The organism is Alteromonas ulvae, from assembly GCF_048987005.1.
In the GTDB taxonomy this organism is placed as follows: domain Bacteria; phylum Pseudomonadota; class Gammaproteobacteria; order Enterobacterales; family Alteromonadaceae; genus Alteromonas.
This window is the reverse complement of sequence record NZ_CP185261.1, coordinates 686,175-713,134: the sequence shown is the minus strand read 5'-3', so window position 1 is coordinate 713,134 and position 26,960 is coordinate 686,175. Positions and strand designations below refer to the sequence as shown.

The 26,960-nt window shown below is 46.0% G+C and carries 20 protein-coding genes; 9 read left to right on the top strand and 11 right to left on the bottom strand.

What is annotated here, in order from left to right:
- Window positions 1-363: 363 nt before the first annotated feature.
- Window positions 364-3,150, bottom strand: a complete 2,787-nt coding sequence (gene prsT / locus ACOJR9_RS03120; RefSeq protein WP_420934939.1) for an XrtA/PEP-CTERM system TPR-repeat protein PrsT — start codon at window positions 3,148-3,150, stop codon at window positions 364-366.
- A 226-nt stretch (window positions 3,151-3,376) separates the two neighbouring features.
- On the opposite strand from prsT, the gene ACOJR9_RS03115 reads away from it, so the two are divergent.
- The 3 genes from ACOJR9_RS03115 to ACOJR9_RS03105 all read left to right on the top strand — a co-directional run bounded on the left by ACOJR9_RS03115 (window position 3,377) and on the right by ACOJR9_RS03105 (window position 7,763).
- The gene (locus ACOJR9_RS03115; protein ID WP_420934938.1) at window positions 3,377-5,152 is read left to right on the top strand and encodes a DEAD/DEAH box helicase; all 1,776 of its coding nucleotides are present in this window, start codon (window positions 3,377-3,379) and stop codon (window positions 5,150-5,152) included.
- Window positions 5,153-5,269: 117 nt separating this feature from the next.
- Window positions 5,270-6,655 (top strand): siroheme synthase CysG, encoded by a 1,386-nt coding sequence (gene cysG, locus ACOJR9_RS03110; RefSeq protein WP_420934937.1) that lies wholly within the window; start codon window positions 5,270-5,272, stop codon window positions 6,653-6,655.
- 112 nt (window positions 6,656-6,767) lie between these two features.
- Window positions 6,768-7,763, top strand: a complete 996-nt coding sequence (locus tag ACOJR9_RS03105; protein ID WP_420934936.1) for a hypothetical protein — start codon at window positions 6,768-6,770, stop codon at window positions 7,761-7,763.
- Between the two features lie 169 nt (window positions 7,764-7,932).
- On the opposite strand, the gene ACOJR9_RS03100 is transcribed toward ACOJR9_RS03105, so the two are convergent.
- Together ACOJR9_RS03100 and ACOJR9_RS03095 are read right to left on the bottom strand one after the other, a co-directional pair.
- Window positions 7,933-9,330, bottom strand: coding sequence for a PhoH family protein (locus ACOJR9_RS03100; RefSeq protein WP_420934935.1), 1,398 nt, complete (start codon window positions 9,328-9,330; stop codon window positions 7,933-7,935).
- Between the two features lie 267 nt (window positions 9,331-9,597).
- Entirely contained in the window at window positions 9,598-10,329 is a 732-nt protein-coding gene (locus tag ACOJR9_RS03095; protein ID WP_420934934.1) for a DUF4019 domain-containing protein, read from the bottom strand.
- A 295-nt stretch (window positions 10,330-10,624) separates the two neighbouring features.
- Between ACOJR9_RS03095 and rapA the strand changes: the two genes are divergently transcribed.
- The 5 genes from rapA (at window position 10,625) to ACOJR9_RS03070 (ending at window position 17,318) form a co-directional block, all read left to right on the top strand.
- Window positions 10,625-13,450 carry an RNA polymerase-associated protein RapA gene (gene rapA, locus ACOJR9_RS03090; protein ID WP_420934933.1) on the top strand — a complete coding sequence of 942 codons (2,826 nt, stop codon included), beginning with the start codon at window positions 10,625-10,627 and terminating at the stop codon, window positions 13,448-13,450.
- Window positions 13,450-14,181: a bifunctional tRNA pseudouridine(32) synthase/23S rRNA pseudouridine(746) synthase RluA gene (gene rluA, locus ACOJR9_RS03085; RefSeq protein ID WP_420934932.1), complete on the top strand. Its 732-nt coding sequence runs from the start codon at window positions 13,450-13,452 to the stop codon at window positions 14,179-14,181. Before rapA ends, rluA begins: the two co-directional genes overlap by 1 nt.
- Before the next feature lie 180 nt (window positions 14,182-14,361).
- Window positions 14,362-15,285, top strand: a complete 924-nt coding sequence (locus ACOJR9_RS03080; RefSeq protein ID WP_420934931.1) for a DUF3530 domain-containing protein — start codon at window positions 14,362-14,364, stop codon at window positions 15,283-15,285.
- A gap of 143 nt (window positions 15,286-15,428) precedes the next feature.
- Complete coding sequence (locus ACOJR9_RS03075; RefSeq protein WP_420934930.1) at window positions 15,429-15,752, top strand: hypothetical protein; 324 nt, start codon at window positions 15,429-15,431, stop codon at window positions 15,750-15,752.
- Between the two features lie 222 nt (window positions 15,753-15,974).
- The gene (locus ACOJR9_RS03070; RefSeq protein WP_420934929.1) at window positions 15,975-17,318 is read left to right on the top strand and encodes an AmpG family muropeptide MFS transporter; all 1,344 of its coding nucleotides are present in this window, start codon (window positions 15,975-15,977) and stop codon (window positions 17,316-17,318) included.
- Window positions 17,319-17,389: 71 nt separating this feature from the next.
- On the opposite strand, the gene ACOJR9_RS03065 is transcribed toward ACOJR9_RS03070, so the two are convergent.
- The 7 genes from ACOJR9_RS03065 to rppH form a co-directional block, all read right to left on the bottom strand.
- Window positions 17,390-18,373 carry a diguanylate cyclase gene (locus ACOJR9_RS03065; RefSeq protein ID WP_420934928.1) on the bottom strand — a complete coding sequence of 328 codons (984 nt, stop codon included), beginning with the start codon at window positions 18,371-18,373 and terminating at the stop codon, window positions 17,390-17,392.
- Between the two features lie 2 nt (window positions 18,374-18,375).
- Window positions 18,376-19,428: a response regulator gene (locus ACOJR9_RS03060; protein ID WP_420934927.1), complete on the bottom strand. Its 1,053-nt coding sequence runs from the start codon at window positions 19,426-19,428 to the stop codon at window positions 18,376-18,378.
- Between the two features lie 9 nt (window positions 19,429-19,437).
- Window positions 19,438-20,271 carry a thymidylate synthase gene (locus tag ACOJR9_RS03055; protein ID WP_420934926.1) on the bottom strand — a complete coding sequence of 278 codons (834 nt, stop codon included), beginning with the start codon at window positions 20,269-20,271 and terminating at the stop codon, window positions 19,438-19,440.
- Between the two features lie 5 nt (window positions 20,272-20,276).
- Window positions 20,277-21,089 (bottom strand): prolipoprotein diacylglyceryl transferase, encoded by an 813-nt coding sequence (lgt, locus tag ACOJR9_RS03050; protein ID WP_420934925.1) that lies wholly within the window; start codon window positions 21,087-21,089, stop codon window positions 20,277-20,279.
- Between the two features lie 4 nt (window positions 21,090-21,093).
- Window positions 21,094-21,900 (bottom strand): sulfite exporter TauE/SafE family protein, encoded by an 807-nt coding sequence (locus ACOJR9_RS03045; RefSeq protein ID WP_420934924.1) that lies wholly within the window; start codon window positions 21,898-21,900, stop codon window positions 21,094-21,096.
- Between the two features lie 183 nt (window positions 21,901-22,083).
- Complete coding sequence (ptsP, locus tag ACOJR9_RS03040) at window positions 22,084-24,375, bottom strand: phosphoenolpyruvate--protein phosphotransferase (protein WP_420936027.1); 2,292 nt, start codon at window positions 24,373-24,375, stop codon at window positions 22,084-22,086.
- A gap of 44 nt (window positions 24,376-24,419) precedes the next feature.
- Window positions 24,420-24,962, bottom strand: a complete 543-nt coding sequence (gene rppH / locus ACOJR9_RS03035; protein WP_420934923.1) for an RNA pyrophosphohydrolase — start codon at window positions 24,960-24,962, stop codon at window positions 24,420-24,422.
- A 114-nt stretch (window positions 24,963-25,076) separates the two neighbouring features.
- Between rppH and mutH the strand changes: the two genes are divergently transcribed.
- Complete coding sequence (mutH, locus tag ACOJR9_RS03030; protein ID WP_420934922.1) at window positions 25,077-25,754, top strand: DNA mismatch repair endonuclease MutH; 678 nt, start codon at window positions 25,077-25,079, stop codon at window positions 25,752-25,754.
- A 108-nt stretch (window positions 25,755-25,862) separates the two neighbouring features.
- Here mutH and ACOJR9_RS03025 read toward each other — a convergent pair whose 3' ends face one another.
- A complete protein-coding gene (locus ACOJR9_RS03025) occupies window positions 25,863-26,951 on the bottom strand; it encodes a DNA mismatch repair protein (RefSeq protein WP_420934921.1) in 1,089 nt (362 codons plus the stop codon).
- Window positions 26,952-26,960 lie beyond the last annotated feature (9 nt).

The following is a 26,960-nucleotide window of genomic DNA, read 5'->3' as shown; positions in this document are numbered from 1 at the left end:
TTAAGTAAGTTTAGGTGCCAGGCTTCCCCAGTTACTGGACTGGCTCCCTGTTAGAAATCCCACCCTCAAGCACAAAACAGGACTGACCGAGTATCGGGCTTCACGCTATTTTGCACGCTTACCCTCCTGTCTTGCCGAATCAGGTTCACTTGCGTTGTGTACCTCTAACTTCCTATGGCTTCCTTCGGACCCTGCCGTTGGCCAACAACGCCCTTGCCATTCGGATTATCTTCCCCTCAGTCAGGGTGATTCAGGTTTCTTTCAACCTGACGGGTTTGCCAGCTTCGCTGGGCAAACAAACAAGCCACGTTTTACTACGTGGCTTTGTTAACTAGCGCGTTTAATTAGCACTCATTCATTTAGTTATTCGTCAAGGTTAATACCAAGCCGAGCTTTCAGCGCTTGCGCTCGTTGCTTTGACCCTTCACTCTTAAACTCTCTTGCTAGCAACCGACGCTTCGCCAGTGTCGTTTTATCAAGTTCAGTAAGAAGCTCAATATGGTTTAAGTACACCTCGTCATTGGCAATCGGTCGCGTTGCTATTTCTTCATACAAAGAAAGCGCAGCGTCATTGTCACCTTTAGCAATGTAAATCTGGGCAAGCGTATCAACGGCATCAGCATTATCGCTACGCAGTGCAACCGCTTTTTTGGCCAACGTTTCTGCTCGGGACAAATTGTTATCTTCGAACGCGAGGTAGGCAAGGTTATTCAGTACAACAAAGTTATCGGGAGTTTGCGCTAGTATGGCCTCATAGGTTGCAAGCGCACTTTCTCTATCCTGCCTAATTTGACGCTCTGCCAACAGCATACTGCTTGAAATATCATTCGCATTTTCTGCTACATGCTTTTCTAAAAAGCGAAGGGCTTGCTTGCCTTTGTCTGACATCTCGTAGGACGCCACTAGCAGCATGGCATTATCGGAGTTTGGTGTGGCGTCGTAGGCAGATTCAGCATGACTAACGGCTTGCTCTGGCTTTTTATCGATAAGATGTAAGCGCGCAATAATCCCCCGTACAAAAGGTAACTCCTTCACCCCATCAGCGCTGGCATTAATAATATTCCACGCAGGCTTACTTTGGCCTATGCGACTGTGAAAATAGGCTTTTAATAAACTAATCTGTGCATCAGGTCGCTTTTCTAATACTCTACTAGATAACGCCAATCCTTCAGTAAACTGTCGTTGCGAGTCTAAGATTAACAACTTGCCTAATACGGCACTTTTATCCTGCGGATAGAATGACAGCCACCGGTCAAAAAAGGTATCTGCGGCTTTCACATCATTGGCAGCAATGAGCGCCTGCCCTTTAATATTCCAAAACGCGATGGGCGTCTCTTTATCTCCCTCAACGTTAGCTAGCAGCGCTACCGTTTTGTCGATGGCGTTATTGAACGCATAAAGCCGTGCAAGCAATAATCGCATTTCAATAAAGTCTGGCGCCTTATCAAGCTCACTCTTTACATGACTAATGACTGGCTGCACTGCTTTTTGCTCGGCAGCCAGTGCGTACCACATCGTTAACGCTCTTAAATCTGCCGGATTGTCATCAATAAAAGCGCGAATAAACGCCGTTGCAGATTGGTTATCGCCCTGAGCAATAAGCAATTGGGTGCGTGCGTAAACGAGTTGGTCTTTGGCCCCTTCTCGAGTGCTAGCATCATCAAAATAAGACGCTGCTTTGGTAAAGTCGCCCTCTACCGTCGCTATTCCACCTAAGAAAACCAGCGGAAGCGCTTCATCAGGGGATTGCTCTACCCATTTTGTTGCCGCCTCTTTTGCTTTATCTAATTGCTGGGTGGCAATGTAAGCCCGCACTAACGTGCTTTGAGTAGTGGCCGATTCTGGCGCCTGATTTACCGCCTCTTCTAAATTAACTAGCCCTGCTACATCGTTCAACGATAGTTGTAAAACGCCCAAACGAGCGAGGTCTTCAGCAGAGGTACTAATTCCTTGTGAGCGTTCAACCATTTGTTTTGCGCCCACCACGTTTCCGTCGATAAGCAACTGGTAGCTTGCCTTAGAAAATAACGCTGCGTCTGAGTTTTGTTCGCCCTCAACTCGCTCTAGAATTTCTAACGCATTATCGTTTTCACCTAATTGCAGCATGCTGTCTGCCAGCATACGAAGGCCTGGGTGATTATCAGGTAAGCTAGAGGCAATCATGGTGAGGTGGCGCTGAGCTGATTCGAAATCTTGTATTTGATAAGCACTGAAACCCGCTATTAAGCGCACAACCTGATCGCTTCTACCGTTTTGCACGGCAATTTCCAAGCGCTCTAGCGCTTGTGCATAGTTACCCTTTGCAGATTCAATAATACCTTTAAACGTATTTAGCAGCGGGTGACTTTCGTTAAGCGCGAGTAATTCTTCTACTACTGGCTCTGCGGTATCGAGGGCTCGCAGTTCAACTAAAAGTGCAGCGTAGGCAAACTTACTTGTTGTATCGTTTGGATAGCTTTTTAGGTAATCCCCGTATACCACGGCAGCTTTTTCAGGCGCACCGCTTTGCAAATAGAGCTTTGCAAGTTGCTGCAACACGTCTTTATTTGTGGGGGCCTGTTCGCGTAATGCTTCAGTTGCGGCGATGGCCGCTTCTGCATCGTTATTAAGTACAAACACGTAGCTATCAACAAGACCCTTGTACACTGAGCTTGTATCGATAGTAGATAGGTCGGCAATTAGCGCTTCTGCCTCTTCTCGTTTATTAAGCTGCAGCAGTGCCTGTAATTTATAAAAACCCACTTCGACAGACTCAACCGCCGTCATACCCTCTGCGCGATAATCCACTTCTGAAAGGGCATTTTCTGCACCCGACTGCTGATACGCAAGGGATAACAAAGGAATGACTTCACTGGCGGCGTAACCAAGCTCCATGGCCTTATTAAGCTCTTTTTCAGCAGCGACAAAGTTATTGTTTTGCAAATACAGTCTGCCAAGTTCGAAACGAGGTGTAGCGGCATCGGGAGATTTTTGAATAGCATTTTTATATTCGACTACGGCGGCGTCTAGCTGCTGCTCAGAGACATAATTGCGGGCGTCAGCCAAATGACTTTCCATGGATTTTTCACTGCACCCAGACAATAAAGCTGTTAGCAGAAGGACTGCCACAGAAGAGCGTTTAAATATTTTATTTGAATTGTTTTTACTCATGGTAATTCCTTGCCCTATTTCGAAAATTCTTCAAAAGCTTTATTGTTTTGCCGCTGCCACCCGCAAAACTTGGTCATTATTTCATCATTATTGTGCAATTTCATGGCAACCTGACCATTATTCGAATATAATACGTTTTTTTGCAACACTGCAGGCACACTTCAACGTTTTTCAGGCGTTATTCTCGTATGCCGCACCCTCCTTACTATTAACATCAGGACCCTTAATGACAACAACTGTCGACATGACATTTAAAGACCTAAATTTACCAGAACCTCTCTTACAAGCCATTGAAAAAGTTGGCTACGAGAAACCGTCACCTATCCAAGCTGAGAGTATTCCACTTTTGCTTGCGGGTCACGATTTACTCGGTCAGGCACAGACAGGGACAGGAAAAACCGCTGCGTTTGCCCTGCCCATGTTGGCAAATATCGATCCTGAGCAACGTAAGCCGCAATTACTGGTACTAGCCCCAACTCGTGAATTAGCTATTCAGGTTGCAGAGGCATTTCAGGTTTATGCGAGCTTTAGTCAAAAAATTAAAGTACTTCCAGTATACGGCGGTCAGTCTTACGACAACCAAATTCGTCAGTTAAAACGTGGCGTTCAGGTTGTAGTAGGTACTCCAGGTCGTATCATTGACCATATTAAGCGCAAAACATTGGATTTAAGCGAACTTAAATTCCTTGTGCTTGACGAAGCTGATGAAATGCTTCGCATGGGCTTTATTGATGATGTAGAGCTTATTCTAAGCCATGCACCCGCTGAACGTCAGACGGCGTTATTCTCAGCAACCATGCCTGGACCAATCAAGAAGATAACACAGCGTTATCTCAAGGACCCAAAACACGTAAAAATTGCGTCAAAAGTGAGCACGGCGAGTACTATTCGTCAGCGCTTTTGCCAAGTTGCTCCTCATCATAAACTTGAGGCGCTTACGCGTATCATGGAAGTCGAAAAATTCGATGGCATGATTATCTTCGTTCGCACCAAAACAGCCACGGTTGAATTAGCAGACAAGCTTTCAGCTCGCGGATTTGATGTAGAGCCACTGAACGGTGATATTCCGCAGTCTGCCCGTGAGCGAACTGTGGATAAGTTAAAGCAAGGTCACATCGACATTTTAGTTGCCACTGATGTTGTTGCTCGTGGTCTTGACGTTGAACGTGTAAGTCACGTTATTAACTACGATATTCCGTATGACAGTGAATCTTATGTTCACCGTATTGGTCGCACGGGCCGTGCTGGTCGTCAGGGTGATGCGATACTGTTTATCTCTCACCGTGAAAAGCGCTTGTTGTTCTCTATTGAGAAAACAACGAAGCAGGCTATCGAGGCAATGCCTATTCCCTCAATTAGCGAAATTAACCAGACTCGTCTCACGCGTTTTAAGAAGTCGGTAATGGAAGCAACGCAAGACGATAGCATTGAATCGTTGATGCCGATTGTTGAGATGATCAAAGAGGAAAATGAAGCCTCTCCAGAGGTACTTCTTGCTGCAATGATCAAAATCGCTCAAGGCGACGAGCCATTGGTGCTTAAAGAATCGGATCGTCCAGACCTTAATAGCAAGCCGCCTCGCGATAGCCGTGAGCGCAACGAACGCCCTGGTGGACGTGAAAGTCGTGACAGAAAGCCAAGAGCGCCTAGAGTCAATCGCAAGCCAGATGAAGGTATGCAACGTTTTCGCATTGAAGTTGGCCATGTACACGGTGCTAAGCCGGGTAACATTGTTGGCGCTATTGCAAACGAAGCTAACATTGACTCGAAAAACATTGGTGCTATCGAGATATATGACAACTTCAGTACGGTAGACTTGCCAAGCGGCATGCCTAAAGAAACACACTCTACGCTTCAAGGAACGAGAGTAGCGGGTCAACGTCTTAACCTTCGCGAGTGGTCGGATACACCGCCACCTAAACGTGAAAACCGTGGCGAACGACCAAATCGAGCGCCGCGAGAAGATCGTGGCAGTCGTGAAAACCGCAAGCGTAAGAACTAAAACACAGCTGTAAACACCTTTATATATCAATATGTAATATAAAGGCTGTTTTCGTTGTTTCTAAAAAAGAAGAATTGACGCAAAATAGTGTCAGTTCTTTTTTTTTATGTGCCCCCTATGGATTACTTCCCCCTATTTCTAGATGCTCGTTCGCTAAACTGCCTTATTGTTGGTGCAGGTGAAGTGGCTGCTCGCAAGCTTGAACTGATCATGAAAACGCCGGCAACTATTACCGTTGTAGCCCCGTGGGTATGCGATACAGTAAAAGCCCTTGCAAAGAGTGACAAGGTTACTTTGATAGAACGTGAATTTATCGATAGTGACCTAGCGCACAAAGACATGGTGTTTATTGCTACCGATAAACCCGATGTTAACCAATATATTCACGATTTAGGTCGCGCCCAGAAAGTGCTGGTGAATGTGGTTGATAACACGCCATTGTGCCAATTTATTACGCCTTCCATTGTAGACCGTTCACCTATCATTATTGCCATAAGTAGCGGTGGTGTTGCTCCTGTACTACTGCGCTATTTACGTCAAAAATTGGAAACCGTTTTACCCGCCAATTTGAGTCGACTCGGCTCATTTTCTGAGAAGTTTAGAGATAAAGTAAAACACGCCCTTAATGGCGTGACGGCCCGTCGGTACTTCTGGGAAGATGTTTTAGATGGCGACATTGCTGAAATGGTTGAAAAAGGACAAGACGAGAAAGCAGACAGCGCCTTTGAAGTTGCTTTGCAAGCGGCAGCAGAGAATAAGAAAGTGACAGGGCAAGTTTACCTTGTGGGGGCTGGTCCGGGCGATCCGGACCTACTCACCTTTCGCGCATTGCGCTTAATGCAAAAGGCCGATGTGGTGGTTTACGACCGCTTAGTCTCGCCACAGATTTTAGAATTAGTGCGGCGGGATGCCGAGAAAATTTATGTGGGTAAGGCCATGAGCAATCATACCCTCCCTCAAGATGACATTAATCAGCTGATGGTGGATGAAGCGAAAAAGGGCAACCGGGTTGTCAGATTAAAAGGGGGCGATCCGTTCATTTTTGGTCGCGGCGGAGAGGAAATTCAAACCCTTATTGAGCATGGCATTGAATTTCAGGTGGTGCCAGGTATTACAGCAGCCAGCGGCGCTTCAAGTTATGCAGGCATACCACTTACCCACCGAGATCACGCTCAGTCGGTGGTGTTTGCTACTGGTCACTTGCGAAACGGTACCATCGACTTGAATTGGTCTGCATTAGCGCACAAAAATCAAACCGCAGTGTTTTACATGGGGCTAACCGGGCTACCCATTATTTGCGAAAAACTTATAGAGCATGGCTTACCTGCTACTATGCCTATCGCTTTAGTACAGCAGGCAACAACCGATGACCAACGTGTGCTTATTGGTACACTAAGCGACATATGCGCTAAGCAAAAAGAAGCGCAGTTAAAGCCGCCGACGCTAGTTATTGTAGGTACCGTAGTAAACCTGCATGACGAGCTTAACTGGTTTCAACAATAGTCGAAACGGGCGGCTGCTCATTTAAATAGGCTTGTATTTTCTGGCATGAACGACATACTCAGTAAACGAGAGTAATACTCTGTTTCTTGAATATGTCGGTTATGGCGGAGAAATGACAAATTTATATGGCGTTTTATCTGTGCAATCTCGCGTGCTAGCCATGCTGCAACTCCTGCTGCTGTTTGTTGCTTCAGTTACCGTGGGTGTTAAAGCCAGCGCCGAGCAACTTGATTTTAGCATCACAGATAAACAAGACAGCGTTCGTTTTGACTACACATGGACAGACAGCAAGCAAACTATTCACTCAATTAGCTTTGCACTGCCTCGGGACACGATTAAACAAAACCCCACGCTGCAACCAAATTATAAGCCAAAAATAGCCCAGCGCTACGTAATGGTGGCTCTGCTAAAAGAAACCCAAAAGTTAAACCCGAAAGAAGCCCGGGTTAGCCTCAAGCGTCAGCAAGACGGTATCAACATTGAGGTGAAATCACCAAATCCAGAAAAAGCCGCTGAGGTGCTAGATAATTTAAAAGCCGTACAGCAAGCGGCGTTTGATGACTACCTTGCCACTCACTATTTTACTCGCTTCACCACTTTATTTAACCAACGTGCAGTTAAACCCGACCATCTGCGCTACATTAGTGAATCGGTGAAGCCAATGGTGCCCGTATCTCAAGCGTTTTATGAAAAGCTTGCGCCACAATCTAATTCGCGAGACTACTTTGCGCTTTTGCTTAGCTGGATCCAGAGTATTCCTTATAACGCCATGGACGACAGGGTGGCCAGTAATGGTTCAGGGTTTGCGCCTCCCATTGGTCTATTAATGCAAAACCAGGGCGATTGCGACAGCAAAGCTGTGCTGGCATCGTCTATGGTAAGAGCATTTTTACCCACAACGAAAATGATCATGGTGCTTTTGCCTGAACATGCTCTGCTTGGCGTGGCGCTTACTCCCATGGCTGATGACGAAACCATTGAGTTTGAGGGAAAAGAATATGTACTTTACGACCCCACAGGCCCCGCGCAGATCCCGTTTGGTGAAGTGTCTGACAGCACTAAACAGTTTATTGATACCGGTCGATTTCAAATAGAATTAGTGGAATAAGCCTCCCTGTGCCCGATGGCCTCTGCGTTTATAGGCAAGGGGTTAGATGAAGTTACAGGCAAGGTTTTCTATAAAGAAACCGGTGGAGCAAGGTGACTGATAATTTAAGGAAATAGGCTGCTTGAAGGCATAAGTAAACTTATTGCCTTCAAGCAAACGTCAGCTAACGCTACAAGTTCTCTTCCGCAAAGCTGGCAAGGCGGCTTCGTACCACACCATCAAGGTTAATGGTGGCGCTACCTGAGAAGTCTTTAAATTTCTCGACTAAATACGTTAAACCTGACGTAACCGCGCTAAGGTAGTTGCTGTCTATTTGCGCCAAATTGCCCCCCACAATAAGCTTTGTGCCCTCACCACAACGAGTAATGATGGTTTTAAGCTGTGATGCCGTTAAGTTTTGCGATTCATCTAGAATAACGATGGCGTTTTGAATACTGCGACCACGCATAAAGTTTACCGATTTATACTGAATATTCGCCTTCTCCATAATGTAATTCATAGACCCTTTCGTATTTTCATCGTGCTTGTGCAGCACTTCTAATGAATCGGTAATAGCGGCTAGCCACGGCAGCATTTTCTCTTCTTCCGTTCCCGGTAAAAAACCAATAGATTCGGCAATTTCAGGGGTACTGCGAGTGACAATGATTTTGTCATACATATTGCGCTCCACCACCATTTCAAGGGCGGCGGCAAGGGCTAGAAGTGTTTTACCACTGCCCGCAGGCCCAGTGAGAATACACATATCAATGTGAGGGTCTAGCAAGGCATGTAGCGCCATACCTTGGCCAATATTCTTCGGTGTTATGCCCCATGCATGACGGCTCATTAATCTTTCGTAGCCGAGGTCGAGTACCTCTAAATGATCATCAGAGATCTCTTCAACAAGACCAGCAAATTCCTTACTTTCATCAAGCAGAAATTCGTTAATGTAAGCCTCTGGCAGTATCGATTTTGGCACCGTGTGAATGGTGTCTCGTCCTTCGGTTCGGCTATTAACACTTTTCACGTTATCCCAAAAGTTGCCTTCAAAGGTATGAAAGCCTCGAGACAGATACTTAATATCGGTGATAAGCTGGTCGGTACGATAGTCTTCAACGTGAGCTAAGCCGGCGCCTTTAGCCTTCAACCGCATATTCAAATCTTTCGTCACCAACACTACTTTCTGCGGCGCGTACGTCTTTTGAATATGAAGCGCCACGTTGATAATGCGGTTATCGTTTTCATTACTTGTGAATACCTGCTGCGCTTCTGCCATATTCAAATCAGCAAAAATAGATAGCTTTCCAGTAGGCGCGTTATCACCAGCCCCCAACCCTTCCATTGAAACACCCACAAGCATTTCTTCAGGCGTGGCATCATGAAGCAAGTCTTCCATCGAACGAATAGAAACACGTGCGTCCCGCGCAACGTCTTTTTTACTGTCTTTGATGTAATCGAGTTCTTCAAGAACCGTCATGGGAATAACGACATCGTGTTCTTTAAAGGAAAGAAATGCATGGGGTTCGTGAAGCAAAATGTTGGTATCGAGGACGTATATTTTGGTTTCGGTAGAGTTTCTTCTTGGCATTTTTTACTCCGTAAAATAAAGCCAAGCTAGCCGTTGATTGGTAATGGCTAGCGAGCTACAGCTGGGCAACTACAGGGATGCCGCTCGAAACAGGACATCTCCCCTACTCGCGTCGACTGAGAAACAGCTATAATTAGCTGCTTCAAGCGTTCCATAACTTTTCCTAAACGCTAATTCCACCTTAATCCAGAAATACAGATTTCGCACTGTTTTTATCTTTTTATTTTCTCTAGCTTAAAAAGGTTAATACTCATTTAGGCAATGGACTTACCTTATGAAGTAGCCAATTGCTTGATAACTAGCGCTGGTCTTTACTAACGATAGCGTTTCTGTTGCTGCCAGAGGTTTTTCTTCAAATTTGGTGCTGAAAGTAAGAACAAGATACTCACCATCGGGCAGGCCCGGCAGTGATGTTGGCGCTTGTGTGAGTGCAAGTTCGCGAGAGTTCACAGAACCAAGTGGCTTTCGAACCAGCTGCAACGCCTCAACCCACTTTTCTCGTGAGATATTGGTGCGAAAGATAGCGCTGCTTGTTAGCCAACTATCGGCGTACTCTCCCCCATCTATCAGCGTTAACCAATTTGTCGCATCGTCTAAAGCAGCTTCACTTACATTAATTGGCGATCCAGCTTGAATAACATTTGCGCCCTCGTTGATAGCTCTCACAGACTGAGACCAATAAATTGCGATAAACACAGAAATAATGATAGCAATGCCAAGCCACATCACATTGGTTTTCTTGGTTATTCGTCCCAACTTCGAAACTTCTCCCTCAATACTGTTTTGCTCGGTTGACAATACGTGTCCCGCGAAGAATAAATCTTCGGGGCGTGTATCGAAAGCTGAGGCAAGGGCTCTTACCGATTCCTGTGAGGCCGAATGTGTTTTTTCAATGCGCTGAATAGTTCGCAAACTTAAACCAGACACGTCGGCAAGGTGCTGCTGGCTCCATGCTTTAGCATTGCGAAGGTTTACCATCTTGTGAGTATCTATTTTCATGTCCATCTCGTGTCTTCCCCTGTTAGTAAAGGCTCTTACGTTAGGAGATAAATGTTGTCAGGGATACGACAGTTTTACGTTAACCGTGTGCCGTTTAGGCTTGACGCTGCGTAATAGCATTAATATAGCAAACTTTTTATGCTCAACGAGAGGCCAATATACTCCCTTCTTTGGCTTTACAGCAAAAGTGATATGCTCACCAAATTAACAGAAAAGCGTGCCAAATAAGCGAGTATTAATGACTTATTACCATGCAATGCGTACAATACCGCCCCCGCAAAAAGGTGAGTGATTTATGAGTTCAGACAGTCAATTTTCTATTGGTCAGCGTTGGTTAAGCAATACAGAAACCGAATTGGGATTGGGCGCCATTGTTGGCATTGATTTTCGTTCAGTTGAGGTGCTGTATCCCGCCACTGGCGAAGCGCGTATCTATACAAAAACAGAAGCGCCGCTAACGCGACTTACCTTTGAAATTGGCGACACCGTAAAAAGCCAAGACGGCTGGGAAATGACGGTGACTGAATCCGAAGAAAGCCAAGGTGTTTTCATCTATCACGGTCTGCGGGAAGATACGAAAGCGCAGGCAAGACTGCCAGAAACCATGCTAGACCACCACATTCGCTTGAACCAACCTGAAAAGCGTTTGTTCAGTCAACAGCTCGACCACCCAAAGTGGTTTGATTTGCGAGAAAGCGCGTTGCGCTATCACTATGAATATCAGCGCTCTAATACCATTGGCGTAGCTGGGGCACGAATTTCACTGATTCCCCACCAATTGCATATTGCCTCTGAAGTAGGTAGCCGTCACGCCCCGCGAGTACTGCTTGCCGATGAAGTCGGTTTGGGGAAAACCATTGAAGCTGCGCTCATCATTCATCAGCAGATCAAAACCGGCCGAGCCTCTCGCATTCTTATTTTAGTACCAGACTCACTGGTGCATCAGTGGCTGGTAGAAATGCTCCGTCGTGTAAATCTCCCCTTTGCTATTTTCGATGAAAGCCGCTGCGAAGCGCTGGACGAAGAAGATATTAACCCGTTTGACAGTGAACAGCTTGTTCTGTGCAGCATCGACTTTTTAAGCAGCAGTGAGAAACGGCAGCAGCAGGTTCAGGCCGCCGATTGGGATTTGATGGTTGTGGATGAAGCACACCACTTGTCTTGGTCACAAGAAGCGCCGTCGCAAGAATATCGTTGTGTTGAGGGCCTTGCCGAAAGTACGCCAGGGGTGCTTCTGTTAACAGCCACACCGGATCAGTTAGGTCACGAAAGTCACTTTGCTCGCCTGCGTTTACTCGACCCTGCACGCTTTCACAGTTACGAAGAGTTTTTAACCGAAGAATCGCAATACGGTCAGCTTGCCGATGCGGTCGCTCCGTTGTTGTCAGACGCCGAACCGAACGAAAAGCAGCGCGCTACCCTTTGCAACTTTGCACCTGACGTTATGGAGCACGCTGGCGACCTCACCAGCTCTAAAAATAGACATGAACTGTTACACCAACTCATAGACTGCCACGGTACAGGCCGTATGCTGTTTAGAAACCGTCGCGCCAATATTGAAGGCTTCCCCGAGCGCAAACTGTCTGCCTACGAGCTCGCCATGCCACAAGAGTATGAGGCGGCCGTGAACAGCGACGATTTGCTCAACGCGCTTTATCCCGAACGTGTGCCAAGCGTGGTAAGCAGTTGGACTAAACTCGACCCCCGCGTTAGCTGGCTAGTCGATTTCATGCAAGACGTTAAGCCCGAGAAAATATTGCTTATTTGCGCCAGCGCCCGCACGGCGCAAGAACTCGGTGAAGTTATCCGTACGCAAACGGGCATTAGACACAGTGTGTTTCACGAGGGCATGAGTATTGTTGAGCGCGACAAAGCCGCTCATTATTTTGCTGATGAAGAAGATGGCGCACAAATTTTGCTGTGCAGTGAAATAGGCAGTGAAGGGCGTAACTTCCAGTTTGCCCACCACCTAGTGCTGTTTGATTTACCCATTACACCTGATTTATTAGAGCAGCGTATTGGTCGCTTAGACCGAATAGGTCAAACGCAAACTGTGAACATTCACGTTCCCTATCTTGCGAAAAGCGCACAGCACGTATTGCTCGACTGGTATCACGAAGGCTTGAACGCCTTTGAAAAAACCTGTCCCACAGGGTCTGGCGTGTTTGACGACGTTAAGCCGTTACTGATGAGCGCATGTCTGCACCCTAGCGATATGACGGCAAGAGACGAACTGATTAACTTAAGTGTTAAACTGAACAGTCAGCTAGTTGCTCAGCTAGAAGCAGGTAGAGATCGCTTACTGGAGCTTAATGCCTCGGGTGAAGGAAGAGTTGAAGCACTATTGGAGGACATTATTGCCCTTGATAGTGAGCAAGACCTTTCGCGCTTTATGGGCCGTGTTTTTGATGCCATTGGTGTTCAGCAAGATGAGAAAGGCAACGACTGCTTTATTCTGATGCCAACAGAGCAAATGGTGAGTCAGCTACCTGGGTTAGACCCCGAAGGTATGACAGTGACCTACAAGCGCCGCGTAGCGACGACGTTAGAAAACGTGCAGTTTTTAAGTTGGGACCACCCCCTTGTTCACACCGCGATTGACGTTGTCCTTACCGACGTACACGGCAAGAGCAGTATGGGCTTTATTGCCGACCCCGACCTGCCTAAAGGCGCTTATTGGATAGAAGCATTGTTTGTGCTTCATGCTCAGGCACCGAAAGCCCTTCAGCTAGGCCGTTTTCTTCCGCAAACGCCGGTACGCATATGCCTTGACGCCCAAGGTAACCCTGTGGATTTAAGCTTTGATGTAAAACGAAAAGTAGGACGAAAAATATCGTCACAATTGCTTAAAGCATTACAGCAGCCCCTTAGCATTGCGATAGAAAACACACGCAAACTTGCACACCAGGCAGCAAATCAAAAGCTACACGACGCGCTTAACACTATGCACACCACGTTAAACGGTGAAATACAACGATTAAAAGACTTACAGAAGCGCAACCCTGCTGTGCGCGACAGTGAGATTGTGTTTATTGAGCAGCAAATGAGTGCGCTAGATAAAGTTATTCAAGGTGCCGATGTACAATTTGATGCCATTCGTATCATAGTGAATAATCCTTAATGGCCAATCCATCGTTTGTTTACAACCCGCCTTACACCCCGTATCTCAACTTTTTGTACCGAGATGACTTTATGGTGGTGGCTCTTAAGCCAAGCGGGTTGTTGAGCGTACCCGGCAGAATAGAAGCGCATAAAGATGCGCTTATTACCCGCGTTAACAAAGTGTTGCCTACCGCTACTGTGGTACACAGGTTAGATATGGCGACATCTGGCATTATGGTGATGGCGCTGACTAAATTTAGTCATCGGGCCATCAGTAAGCAGTTCGAGCTTAGAGAAACGAAAAAGCGCTATTTCGCCAGAGTATACGGCCATGTTGACGCTAACAGCGGAGAGATAGATTTACCGCTTATCGTCGATTACCCGAATCGACCGAAGCAAATGGTTGACCACGAACGGGGAAAACCATCGGTAACACACTTTGATGTGATAACCCGTGCATATGATAGCGAAAATAGACCTTACTCTCTGGTTGCTTTGCGCCCGATCACCGGGCGCTCGCATCAGCTTCGCGTGCACATGCTCTCACTCGGCCACCCTATTTTGGGTGATAGGCTGTATGCTCACGACGCCGCATTAGCCATGGCCCCGCGCCTGCAGCTGCACGCCGAAAGCTTAAGTTTAAAACACCCAAAATCGAACAACTGGCTCAACTTTCAAAGCACTATTCCATTTAGTGATTACAAGCCCACGCCATTAACCACGTTTTCATCGGTAAAGCTTTTTGGGTAGCACGCTTTTCAAGTAAAAACCTGTGTAGATAGAAGCCGTATCCGGTAATAGCTTATTGAGTGAAGAGTTGGGCAGATAGTAAACTTGCTGGGTAAAATACGCTTTGGTATTTAGATTTTAGTGCTTTTGCCGATACGTTATTATCTGACTACTATCGTAAGCCGAAAGGTTTTTTGAAACATGCGTAAATGTATTGCCTCCACATTGTGCCTGCTTGCACTAGGCTTTTCGCCTTCAGCGGCCTTTGGCGATTACTTTACCGATATAAATCATGGTTTTGCATCAGGCGAAGTACAAGAGCTTTTGGTGGGCGAACGCATAGTGCCTATTATCGAAATTGAGCCTCAAACCCCGTTATCACAAGGCGTTGCTGTTATACTGGTGGAACCTTTTCTTTCCAGCTTTTCACTCTCTCAAAGCAAAGAGCTTGCGGGATATCTCTCAGAGAAAGGATGGCGCGTCGTCATAAGTCCTTTCAATCTCAACATGATGCCAGCAGAATCTGACATGGCATCGGCCGACACTTCTTTGCAAGAGGCTGAGGTTCAAGGGGCAGAGGATCCATCAGCAGCAGAGCAAGCGCTTGGTGGCAGTGAACCAAGTCATAGCGTTATTCATCCGCGAAGTACAAACCTCACTCAATACTTTGATTTTGAAAACACGTCAGATAAGTTAACTGAGCAGCTTATTGCCTTAAACAACCGTTTACAAAATGTGCAAGGCTATCGACTAGTGGTTGCGCAAGGTATGTTGGCGGCTACATTTTTGGACGCATCAAGTAATGATCTAGCATTTGAGCCAGATAGCTTAGTTGCTATTTCTCCGTATTGGCCAGAGGCCGATGTGAATAAAAGTATTAGCAATTTGGTGGCTAATGCGCCTTTTCCTGTACTCGACCTGTCCATAAATGGCCTAAGTGATTGGGAAAACAGTACAGTAGTGATGCGCAGAAATCGCGCAAAGACTAACTTAAAACTGCATTACCGACAAGTGCTACTTCCCTACGCAAACTCTGTCTTTAATCTAAATCAAAATCAGAAAACACCGTATATACAACTGGTTGCAAATAACACCATTGGTTGGACTCGCTATTTAGGCTGGTAGTTTTAAACATCTACCATTAGTCTAAAAAAATACACATATCAGGTACATATCAATACCAACGTAAAAAGTAACGACCAATTTGGAGTGTAGGGTATCTAATAGACTATAATACGCTGAGTAGTAAAAAAAACGGTTGGAACTTTATGACTGTCAAAGATTTCGTTGATGCCAAGTCAAAGCAACTGTGTTTTTACCTAAATGCTTTTTGGAATGAAGGCTTACCGATTGAAGAGCTCGAGCTTTTTTTTTGGGACTGCATGGAAGAATGGGGTCAGGTCAATTGCACACTTACGCAGCCATACACGCAGAAAGAACGGGTATTTTGGCATATATTGCATCAAATTCATTATTGGAACGAAGAAAAACTAAAAACCGACACTATTTTAGCCGCTGAGTTACAAACTTGCGTCAATTTTCTTGAGGACGCGGGCACATGCCCCATAGACTGTGTTGGCATAAGGCCCTAGCAAGGCCTTCCCTCCTGTAATACTGTAATACTGTAAAAAGCCCGCTCACACCAAGCACAAAACTACATCGGGTGCACCGCTTCACACTTCATTCCCGAAAGCACATACACATTTTTAAAAAATCCATAGCGAAATAAGGCACCAGCAAATACGACTCACATGTTGCCATTTCATTGATTACATGGCTCAATACTTAGCCCTGAAGCATCACTAGGCCGTATTTTGTTAAGCGCAATAAAAACTTATAACGATAAACGCTTTTTGAGTATTTTCTGTTTCGGTATTGCCAGCGGCTTTCCGTGGATCATGATTGGCTCAGTGCTGTCTGCCTGGTTAAAAGACGACGGACTGTCGCGCTCAGCAATCGGCTTATTTGGCATTATTTTCGCCACCTATTCGATTAACTTTCTTTGGTCTCCGTTGGTAGATAAGTTGAAGCCTCCGAGATTAGGTCAGCGCAAGGGGTGGATTTTTTCCATGCAGATTGGTATCACAGTGTGCTGTCTGGCGATGTCTCAACTCACCACCACTTCTCACCTTTTCTATATTGCATTAGTCGGTTTACTCACCGCTATTTTCTCCGCTACGCAAGACATTGCCATTGATGGCTTTCGCATAGACTGTATTGCTGAAAACGATAAAGACGGCATGTCAGCCGCATCTTCGGTAGCAACCGCAGGTTGGTGGACAGGCTATGGGGGCTTGGGTGCTATTCCTTTCTTTCTCGCCGACCTCACCGACTGGAGCTGGGCTAACATCTACCTATTGCTCGGCGCCTTAATGGGCCTACTGGCTATAGCGACTTTACTTGCCAAAGAGCCGGATATCGACAGAAGTGCACTGTTTGACCGTATAGACTCCAATAGCACAGGCACTAACAGTGCAAATGCCAACGCTAAAGACAAAATTTCACGCTGGATAAAGAGCACGTTAGTCAGTCCGTTCTCAGAGTTTTTTGCTCGTAACGGCGTAAAGCTTGCGCTTTCCTTCTTGTTGTTTATCTTTCTCTTTAAAATAGGTGAGGCCTTTCTTGGGCGAATGAGCATTGTCTTTTATAAAGAAATTGGCTTTAGTAACAGTGATATTGCCACTTACTCAAAGCTGCTGAATTGGTGGGTTACTATTGTATTTTCGCTGTTGGGAGGAATTGTCAACATACGCTATGGAATTTATCGCGGCTTAATGGTGGCAGGCATCGCGATGGCTGCGTCTAATCTGTTGTTCGCTGTAATAGCACAAACAGGGCCTTCTACTTCGTTACTGGCCTTCACCGTGATTGTAGACGGTTTTACAGGGGCGTGGAGCACGGTAGCCATGGTTGCTTTCATATCGCTACTGTGTAACCGCGCCTTTAGCGCCACACAATACGCCCTAATGGCATCATTAAGCGTGGCAGGAAGGACGTTTGTCGCATCGAGCAGCGGTATAGTTGTGGACAGTTTGAACGGAAATTGGAGTCTTTTCTTCATACTCACTGCGGTAATGGTGATACCAAGCCTGGTATTTCTCTACAGCATTCGCGAGCATATTGAAAAGGTGCAAAATCCAATGGCACCCAAAAGCTGAAGCTGCGACTGGCGATACGAATACTGAAATTGTGTGAATCGATGATCCTTTCAAGAGTATGCAGTGTGTGACTAACGCTGTATTTCTAACCACGAATCAGCTTCATGAATGCAATACTGGTTACGCCCGCTGTCTTTCGCGCGATAAAGTGCTTGGTCTGCCTGCTCTAGCCATACCATGGGGCTTTTCACATTCTGCTCAAATTGTGCAAGCCCCAAGCTTACGGTGAACGTAATGTTTTGCCCATCGTGCTCAACTTCAAGACGCTCGGCTAGGCCTCGTATTCTCTCGGCAACATGAGCAGCACTTTCTAAGGTGGAGTCGGTGAGTATAATGGCAAATTCTTCGCCGCCGTAACGCCCTGCTAGATCAGTTTCCCTCACGCAGCGCTTGATAAGCGCGGCCAGCATTTTAATGACCTTATCACCCGCTTGGTGACCGTAGGTATCGTTGACCCGTTTGAAATGGTCGATATCTAACATCATTGCAGTACTAGGTTTGTTTCTGCGCTTTGACAGCTTATAAAACTCTTCAAACCGCTCCTGCCAATAACGCCTGTTGTAAAGCCCGGTTAAGCCATCTACACGACTTGTAATTTTAAGCTCTTCATTTAGCGTTGCCATGCCTCGTTTACCGAGAGCCTGCTCTGTCACGTCATAAACCAAAATACAGAACTTTTCTACACTTCCGTTATCACCAACTAGGGGGAACATGGTGACATTTTGATACATGTGTAATGCTGCACTCGTTACCGGCCTGCTACTGCCAAATTTAAATAAATACGGGCGCTGCTCCCAAATAATGAATACGGGGCTCTTAAGACTAAAAACTGGGTCTACTTTAGCCGTTAGCCACTGCTTATCTATTTCGGGAAAATGGTCAAATAATGAGATACCCAACAGCGACGATTCTCGCTTACCGCTGTGGTTTGCCATAAATTTATTCCACACTTCAACTTCGAATTGCTTGTTGAGAATAACAATACCGACGTCAATAGAATCTAGTAGTTCATCAACCACATTAGGCGTGGATGAAAGCGTAACACTGCTATGCATGGCTATTGACGCTCACTGTCGGTGTTCATTAATCGCGCATAAATTTGATTCATTGCATCGCCGGGAAACAACAATAATAAATCAAAAGAAATATTCTTGGCTTTTATGGCATAGCCAATTTCAACGGCCATAACTTTGCCCCATTGATGCACATTGTCACTTAAAAGCGTAGACAGGCCTTGGTGCTGCCCTAGCAATACGGGGTGAGTGTGACTGAATGCCACTGTCAACTGCTCTGACAAACCGTTTAAACAAGCACCAATAAGAATATTAGACACATCCATAAGTGCCTCAAGTTCTAAGTTTTCTGAGCCTGCAGAGGGAGCGTACTTCAATAATTCAACGATGTTCTGCGATTTCGTGTCGTTAAATATGACCAAGGCTTCGCCACTTATCCCCTCACTAACGAACCCCTTTGACACAGCAGAAACGCGATCGCTTCGGTTGATATCGGCAACAGCCATCGAGAGTTCGTTGCTCTCTATTAAATTAACATTGGGAATAGGTAAGTCGATAAACTCACCAAGCATTTTGGCAAGGTCTTCACCTGCTCGTCCCATAGCAACGTTCACCATTTCGCGATAAGCGTCTAATTTCTCTTCTTCAGTAACGGCCGCTTCGATATTCGCAGTTGCACTTGCTTTCTCGGTATTGTTTTGGCCTGCGTGACCTGTGGCCAGGCTGTCGCCACTGTAAATACCGTAGGAGGTAAGAATGTGCATGAGCTTTGCGTTATCTATGGGCTTTCGAATAAAATCAATAGCGCCCAGAGCCAGCATTCGCTCTCGTGCTTTTTCTTGAACATCCCCTGACACCACAATAACTAAACAAGGCAGATCTTCTTTGCGAATAACCTCCATCGTTTCGTAGCCGTCCATTACCGGCATATTCAAATCTAAAAAAAGCACATCGCCTTTTCCTTCTCGAATTTGGGTTAGGGCATCTTGTCCGTGTTCGGCAAACGACACCTCAACATCCCAATTATCGGGAATACTGCGGGCCATCTGACGCCTTGCGAAACCGGAATCGTCACAAATCAAAATGGGAGTACTCATTGTATCTCCTCAGATAGCGACGGGGGCTTTTATATGCGGATGAGATTGATAGTTTTTAAGTTCAAAGTCTTCGTATTTGAATCCAAAAATGTCCTTAATGTCTGGATTGATTGCCATAGTCGGCCGTTCAAACGGTTCGCGACTTAACTGCAGTTCCACCTGTTCTAGGTGGTTTGAATAAAGGTGCGCGTCGCCCAAAGTATGAATGAAATCGCCAGGTTCTAGGTCGCATACCTGTGCAATCATCATGGTTAACAACGCATAGCTTGCAATGTTAAATGGCACACCGAGAAAAATATCTCCACTGCGCTGATACAGCTGGCAGCTTAGCTTGCCATCAAGTACATAAAACTGAAACATGGTGTGACATGGTGGAAGGGCCTGCTTGCCCATTTCGGCATTTTCTTTTGGCGAATACTGCGTATCAGGTAAAGCGGCGGGGTTCCAGCCACTGACAATAAGCCGTCTTGAGTCGGGATTGTGTTTAATTTGTTCGACCACATCGGCAATTTGGTCGATAGACGTACCATCACCACAATCCCAGCTTCGCCATTGCTTGCCATATACCGGTCCAAGCTCGCCTTCATCCGTGGCCCATTCATCCCATATGCGAACGCCGTTTTCCTTGAGGTAAGCAATATTGGTTTCGCCTTTAAGAAACCACAGCAATTCGTGGATGATAGACTTTAAGTGGCATTTTTTAGTCGTCACAAGAGGAAAACCCTCCTGTAAATTAAAACGCATTTGGTAACCAAAAACGCTGAGCGTTCCCGTGCCTGTGCGGTCTTCCTTTTTCACACCTGTATCGCGTACATGGCGCATGAGAGCGAGATATTCTTTCATCGTTTTTATATCTTCTTAGTTTTATCTGTAGTCTTGGCGCCCATATAGGCACGTACAATCAATCCTAATCCCAAAGCAATCATAGGTAAACACAGAAGTTGCCCCTGACTTAGACCCATCTGGTAAAGGCCAATATGAGCGTCAGGTTCCCTGAAAAACTCCACGATAAAACGGAAACTTCCATAACCTAGCAAAAATAAGCCGCTGACAGCGCCAACCGGTCGTTTTTTTGCCGAGAATAGCCATAAAATAACAAACAGCAGTACTCCTTCCAGAGCGAATTCATAAAGCTGAGAAGGATGACGAGGAACGTTGCCTGCATCAGGGAAAATAACTGCCCACGGTACATCGGTTGTTCTTCCCCATAACTCAGCATTGAGAAAGTTTCCAATGCGTCCGGCACCAAGGCCAATTGGAACCAGTGGCGCTACAAAATCGCCTAGTTCTAAAAAGGTGGTTTGCATTCGCTTGGCCTGCCATGCTAGGGCAGCTAACACACCAATAAGGCCACCATGAAATGACATTCCCCCCGCCCAAATTTTAAATAGGTAGAGGGGATCATCTAAGAACATACCAAACTGATAGAAGAATACGTAGCCGATACGCCCGCCCAGAATAACCCCAACAAAGCTCCAAAACAGCAAATCACTTAGCTGGTCTTTACTCCAAGGCGTTTGCAACAAACGCTTTTGTGCAAGTAAAAATGCGGCAATAAACCCAACGAGATACATTAAGCCGTACCAGCGTACGCTCAATGGTCCCAAGCTGAAAATTATGGGATCGATACTGGGGAAAACCAGATAACTGCTCTGTTCCATTTTATCACTCAATTCCTAAAATCATTCTAATACTTACCAGCACTAGTAGGCAGGCTAGCATTGCTTTTAACACGCGAACATTCACTTTTTGGCCGAGTTTAGCACCGATATTCGCGGTAATCATCGACGTTGTTACAATTCCTACTAGTGCGGGTAAATATACGTAACCCAAACTGTATTGGGGCACATCGGGCACATTCCATCCAGTAATAACAAAACTTGCAGTGCCAAATAAGGCAATAACCAGCCCGCATAACGCTGCACAGCCAATAGCCGAGCGTACATTTACCCGAAACCACACCAGTGCAGGCACAAGTAAAGCGCCGCCGCCAATACCCATCAAGGCGCTTATCAATCCGGTTCCACTGCCCACCGCAGCAAGAGAAAAACGAGTTGCGGTGTTGTCAGACGTCTTCTGTTTGCCAAAGATCATTTGCGCCGCAATCAGTATGACGAGTACCGCAAAAATGTCTTTTAGCAACTCACCAGATATGCGGCTCGCTATTTGCGCGCCCAGTATGGCCCCAACCGCTATACCAATACCGGTGAACAACACTGTATTTTTTTGGATATTACCCAAGCGATAGTGTGCAAATGCAGATGACATACTTGTGAAAATAATGGTGGAGAGCGATGTGGCAATTGCCACCGGCATCACCGTTTCTGTTGTCATTCCCAGTGTATGCACCAATAAATAAGACAACACAGGTACGATAATTAAACCGCCACCAATGCCTAACATCCCCGCTAGCAAACCCACTACCGCCCCTAATAGTACGCAACAAATTATGATGATAACGACGGGTTCCATGCAGAGTCCTTCAATTTTTTGACGTTGGCGAGGGTAGCATAATTGCACCCTCTTAGCGCAAGTAAGCGAAAACCCGACTCTGTGATTTCATGGAAGACGGTGTAGTTATCGCAGTGCTGTTCTACCTAATTAGCCTGCCATCGCAAGATTTAGCTACAGGGCCCTTACTTAATTACAAGCCAGCTAGGCGCCCGCACGAATGAGACCAGCCAACTCTTTTGTTTCTAGATATTCATTAATATACGTGAAAACCTCTTGCTGCGAGGAAGACGTTAACGCAAGAGACAGCAGCTGCTTACACTCTTCGAGCGTCACTTTCCTTAGTAACCAATTGATTTTGCGCAAATTAAAACCGTTCATACTTAAACGGCGGTACCCCATCCCCATCAACAATAGCGCTCCCGCTGGCTCACCAGCAATTTCTCCACAAATAGTGACCGGCGTTTGACTGGCGTTGGCTTTTTGCACTATATCGTAAAGCGCACCTAAAACTGATGGGTGATAGCTATTATACAGGCTCGCTACCCGTGAATTATTTCTATCAACGGCCAACAGGTATTGGGTCAGATCGTTACTTCCTACTGAGAAAAAGTCGACGTATTTAGCCAGCTGCGGCAACTGATAAAGTACCGATGGCACCTCTAACATAATGCCTAATTTAGGCCGACTAATAACGCTATCACTGCCGGACGCTTCATCAGAAACTTCTAGGAAGGCTTGGTTTATTAACCGCTTTGCTTCAACAACTTCCGATACCGTTGAAATCATTGGTAACATAATTTGCAAATTATTGAGCCCAATGTTGGCGCGTAACATGGCACGTATTTGAACCAAAAAGATCTCTGGGTGATCAAGGGTAAGACGGATGCCCCTCCAACCAAGAAATGGATTTTCTTCGTTAATTGGAAAGTAAGGCAACGGTTTATCGCCACCCACATCAAGGGTACGCATAGTAATAGGTAGCTCAGGCGCGGCTTCGAGTATCTGTCGGTATAAGGTAACTTGCTCTTGTTCTGACGGAAAACGCTCGCGCAGCATAAAAGGAATTTCAGTACGATAAAGTCCTACTCCAGCACCTATTTGCCCAGCATCGAGCTCAACCTCAGCAGACAATCCCGCATTAATGTACAAAGACATTCTGCAGCCATCGATACTCTCACAAGGTTTCTCTGCTTCAGCCTCAATTTTTTCAGTGATTGCTGATTCTTCTTCAATCAGTTGTATAAAATCAGATTTTACCTCGCGGTCTGGCGAAATGATGACTTCACCAGAGTAACCGTCGAGCAATATTTCTTTATCTTCCAGCAGCGCTGGCGATACGCTTTCACATCCCATCACTGCGGGCACCCCCATGGCTCTTGCTAAAATAGCAGCATGGGAGTTATTTGAGCCGCGGACAGAAATAATGCCCTGTAGCTTATCTCGAGGACACTCGGCAAGCATGGTGGCTGACACTTCGTCTGCCACTAAAATGCACGGCCCTGCTACGGTTTTTTCAGATACTTTATGACCGTTTTGCTCTTGAAGAATATTAACTAAAATTCGATCTGATAAATCGATAATATCAATGGCCCGTTCTTGCATGTACGGGTCTTCCATCGCGCGAAAACGAGCAGCATAGTCTTCTACCACCATTTTCAGTGAAGAGGCGGCATCCCACCCTTGGCGTATTTTCTCTTCAACTTCGCGGCCAAGACTGTTGGCATCTAAAAGATGATGATAAAGCTGAAAAATGGATTTTACGTCTTCAGGTAGCCCGTCGTCTAAACGCTGAGAAAGGGTATTTACATGCCCCCGCGTTACCTCAACGCCTTTGCGATAAAGCGCTATCTGATCGGCTGGCGAAAAGGTACGCTTAATCACCCAATTCTTTAAATTAATTGATTTGTCTGGCGAGAAGCCTATGCCAATAGCAAGTCCCGGCGACCCCGCTATACCGCGAACATTCTTTTGCTGTGCTATGTTTCCCGCAGTATGAGATAGGGTTAGCGCGCCTCGAATATCTGCATTAGTAATTTCAAGAGCAAGCTGAGCTGCAAGGGTAACTAGGAATGCCTCTTCATCCTCGCTGAAGCGTCGAAGATCAGTTTGCTGCAGGGTAATAACCCCAAGCACTCTGCGCTGATTGGTAATTGGTGTACCGAGAAACGCATTGTAATTGTCTTCTTTCACTTCGGGATAATGTTTGAAGCGAGGATGGTGCTGCGCATTAGCGATGTTAAGAGGTTCTTCACGTTGTCCTACGAGTCCTATTAGGCCTTCGGTAAAACCAATGCGAACATTTTCTACCGCGTCTGGATGCAGCCCATCGGTGGCTTTGAGAATGAAAACTTTCGCCTCGTTGTCTGCAAGATAAATAGAACACGAGTCAACGTTTAGCGTCTGCTTCACCCTAGATGCAAGTCGAAACAACGCGGTATCAAGCGCAGGAATTTGATTCATTTCCTGCACAATACGCTTAAGCGTGGTTAGCATTGCACCTGAGTTACTAGAGGTATTCACCGGTTACTCCTGTTTGTTTACCCACGCCTTTTTTTCTTGCCACGTTTAGTAGAAACATTACCCTGACGCTGGGGCGCACGTTGTTGCGCAGACATAACAACAGGAGAAAACTCTTTCATTACTCTGCGGTATACATCACGCTTGAACGACACAACGTTTCTAATGGGGTACCAATAACTTACCCACCTCCAGTCATCAAATTCTGGGTGACCCGTCTTTAATACATTTACATCACGATCATGACAATCGAGTTGCAGTAAAAACCATTTTTGTTTTTGCCCTATACAAACAGGATTACTGCCTTGTCGAATTAGTCGCTTTGGCAGTTTATATCTAAGCCAATTACGGGTAACACTTAAAATAGTCACGTCTTTAGACGTTAACCCTACTTCTTCGTGTAGCTCGCGGAACATGGCTTGCTCGGCAGTTTCCCCTTCATCAATTCCGCCTTGAGGGAACTGCCATGAATGTTGACCATAACGTCTTGCCCAAAATATTTGACCCATTTTGTTGCAAATCACTATACCCACATTCGCACGGAATCCATCGGCATCTATCACATAGACTCCCGGGTACGCAATACTGGTAATATGTTTTCATTCTTCCACAAACTATGCTCCAATCATAGTGTTAATATTCAACGACTCAGCTCAACGAAGGAATTTTCGATACCAATGAAGCCTCCTCAGCGTCCGCCTAACACTCCCGACGAATTACTCACGCGATGTCAGGCTATAGCGGGCCTTACGTTAGGTGAGCTTGCGCGCATGGCAAATGTGGCTATTCCGGCGAACCTGCAGCGTCACAAAGGGTGGCCGGGCATGTTGATTGAGAGATGGCTAGGGGCAAGTGCAGGTTCTAAACCACAGCAGGACTTTCCAGAGCTTGGCATTGAACTAAAAACCATTCCCATTGATGCCGCCTTTGCGCCTCTTGAAACCACGTACGTGTGCTTTGCTCCTTTATTAATGCAACCGGGCATTACGTGGAAAACCTGTAATGTACGCAATAAATTGCAGCACGTTTTGTGGCTTCCTATCGAGGGAGACAGACGAATACCCCTTGCAGATAGACGGGTCGCCACGGGGTTTTATTGGCGACCTAGCGAAAAAGAAGACGAGATACTCAGGCAAGACTGGGAAGAGTTAACAGAAAAAATAGTCACCGGGCATGTGGAATCGATAACGTCAAAGCAAGGCACTGCACTGCATATACGCCCTAAGGCAGCGAATGGTAGTGTGCTTACGGAGGCTAGAGGGATAGAAGGAGAGAGAATTAAAACTCGACCTCGGGGGTTCTATTTGCGCAAAACCTTCACTCACCACATTCTTGCTTCTGCATTTGGCTACTAAGGATTTGATATTAAACACTTGAAACATAGGTGTTTGAATGACATCAGACGAGCAGTAATGATCGTCCTTGCGCTAAACCCACTAATTCGACCACGCAGACAGCGAACGTTATTGCCCTCTGCTATTTTTCGTTAAATGCTTAACTAAATAATCACTTAGGAACTTTTCTGAATTCAAGCCTAGCCGCTTTGCCACTGCTGCCACCTTGGTGTCAGTTCGCAATAGCACCTTCTTGGCATATTCTAGTCGAAAATGGTAAATAAAACGTCGGAAATTCTTCTTATCTGACAAACGTAACGCAATGGCGAGCGATGTAGGATCAAGTCCAGCCTCGTCACAAAAATCAACAATAGTAAGGCGTCTAGCTTTATAAGCTTTGCTATCGATTGTGTGTCGCTCCGCCTTAGAAATAATACTGCTTATTTCGTAAGGGGTTGCCTTTCCCTCGTCCAAACGGCCATGATCGAATGGAGATGGCGACGTATTGCGAGTAATCAATAACGAAACCAATACCGATAGCAGCGCCGCCCCTAACATGAGGTGGTGGTAGCTCTCCCACGCTGCTAACTGGAAAAAACCAAAGGTTGCCGCTGTTACCAGTAGAATACTCATAAAAGCGACGCCCACCGTAATGCCCATTACACTGGCAAGCCCTGTTACCTTGAACTCGCTAATATCCACCGCTTGCTCAGGAAGGTGTCGATGATAAGTTTGCATATGTTCGGTTATTAAGATCCCGATTAACAACACGCTAAACCCAGTTACTAATGGCGCGGCGTAAGCTGGCCATAACACGAATGGGTGGCCAATGGGTGATGCTATCAACCACGTTTGTTTGTCTGTTGTCGGTATCAGCAGCATCGTTAATTGAAATAGAGCAGTGATCCCCGCGGGCAGCCAAAGGCGCTTTCTTGCCGAAGGCTGAAGGTAAAGCATTGGCTTTGTTGCGCGGTAAAGACAAGTAATAGCAATAACGGCGAAAGTATCAGATAAGCCGTAAAAGACAGCAAGCTCGTGCAGTCTGCTCATCCTTATCCATTCATCTAGCATAAACAGTGGCCAGCAGAGCATTGCAGACAACAACCACTTCGCTACATTGTTGCCCTTAGGCTGGCGAACAAACAAGGCAAAGCTTACAAGGTAAATTAACAGCAGCGAAAGCGCACAATAATCTTGTATCGAAAACGGCATCATCATCACCTATCC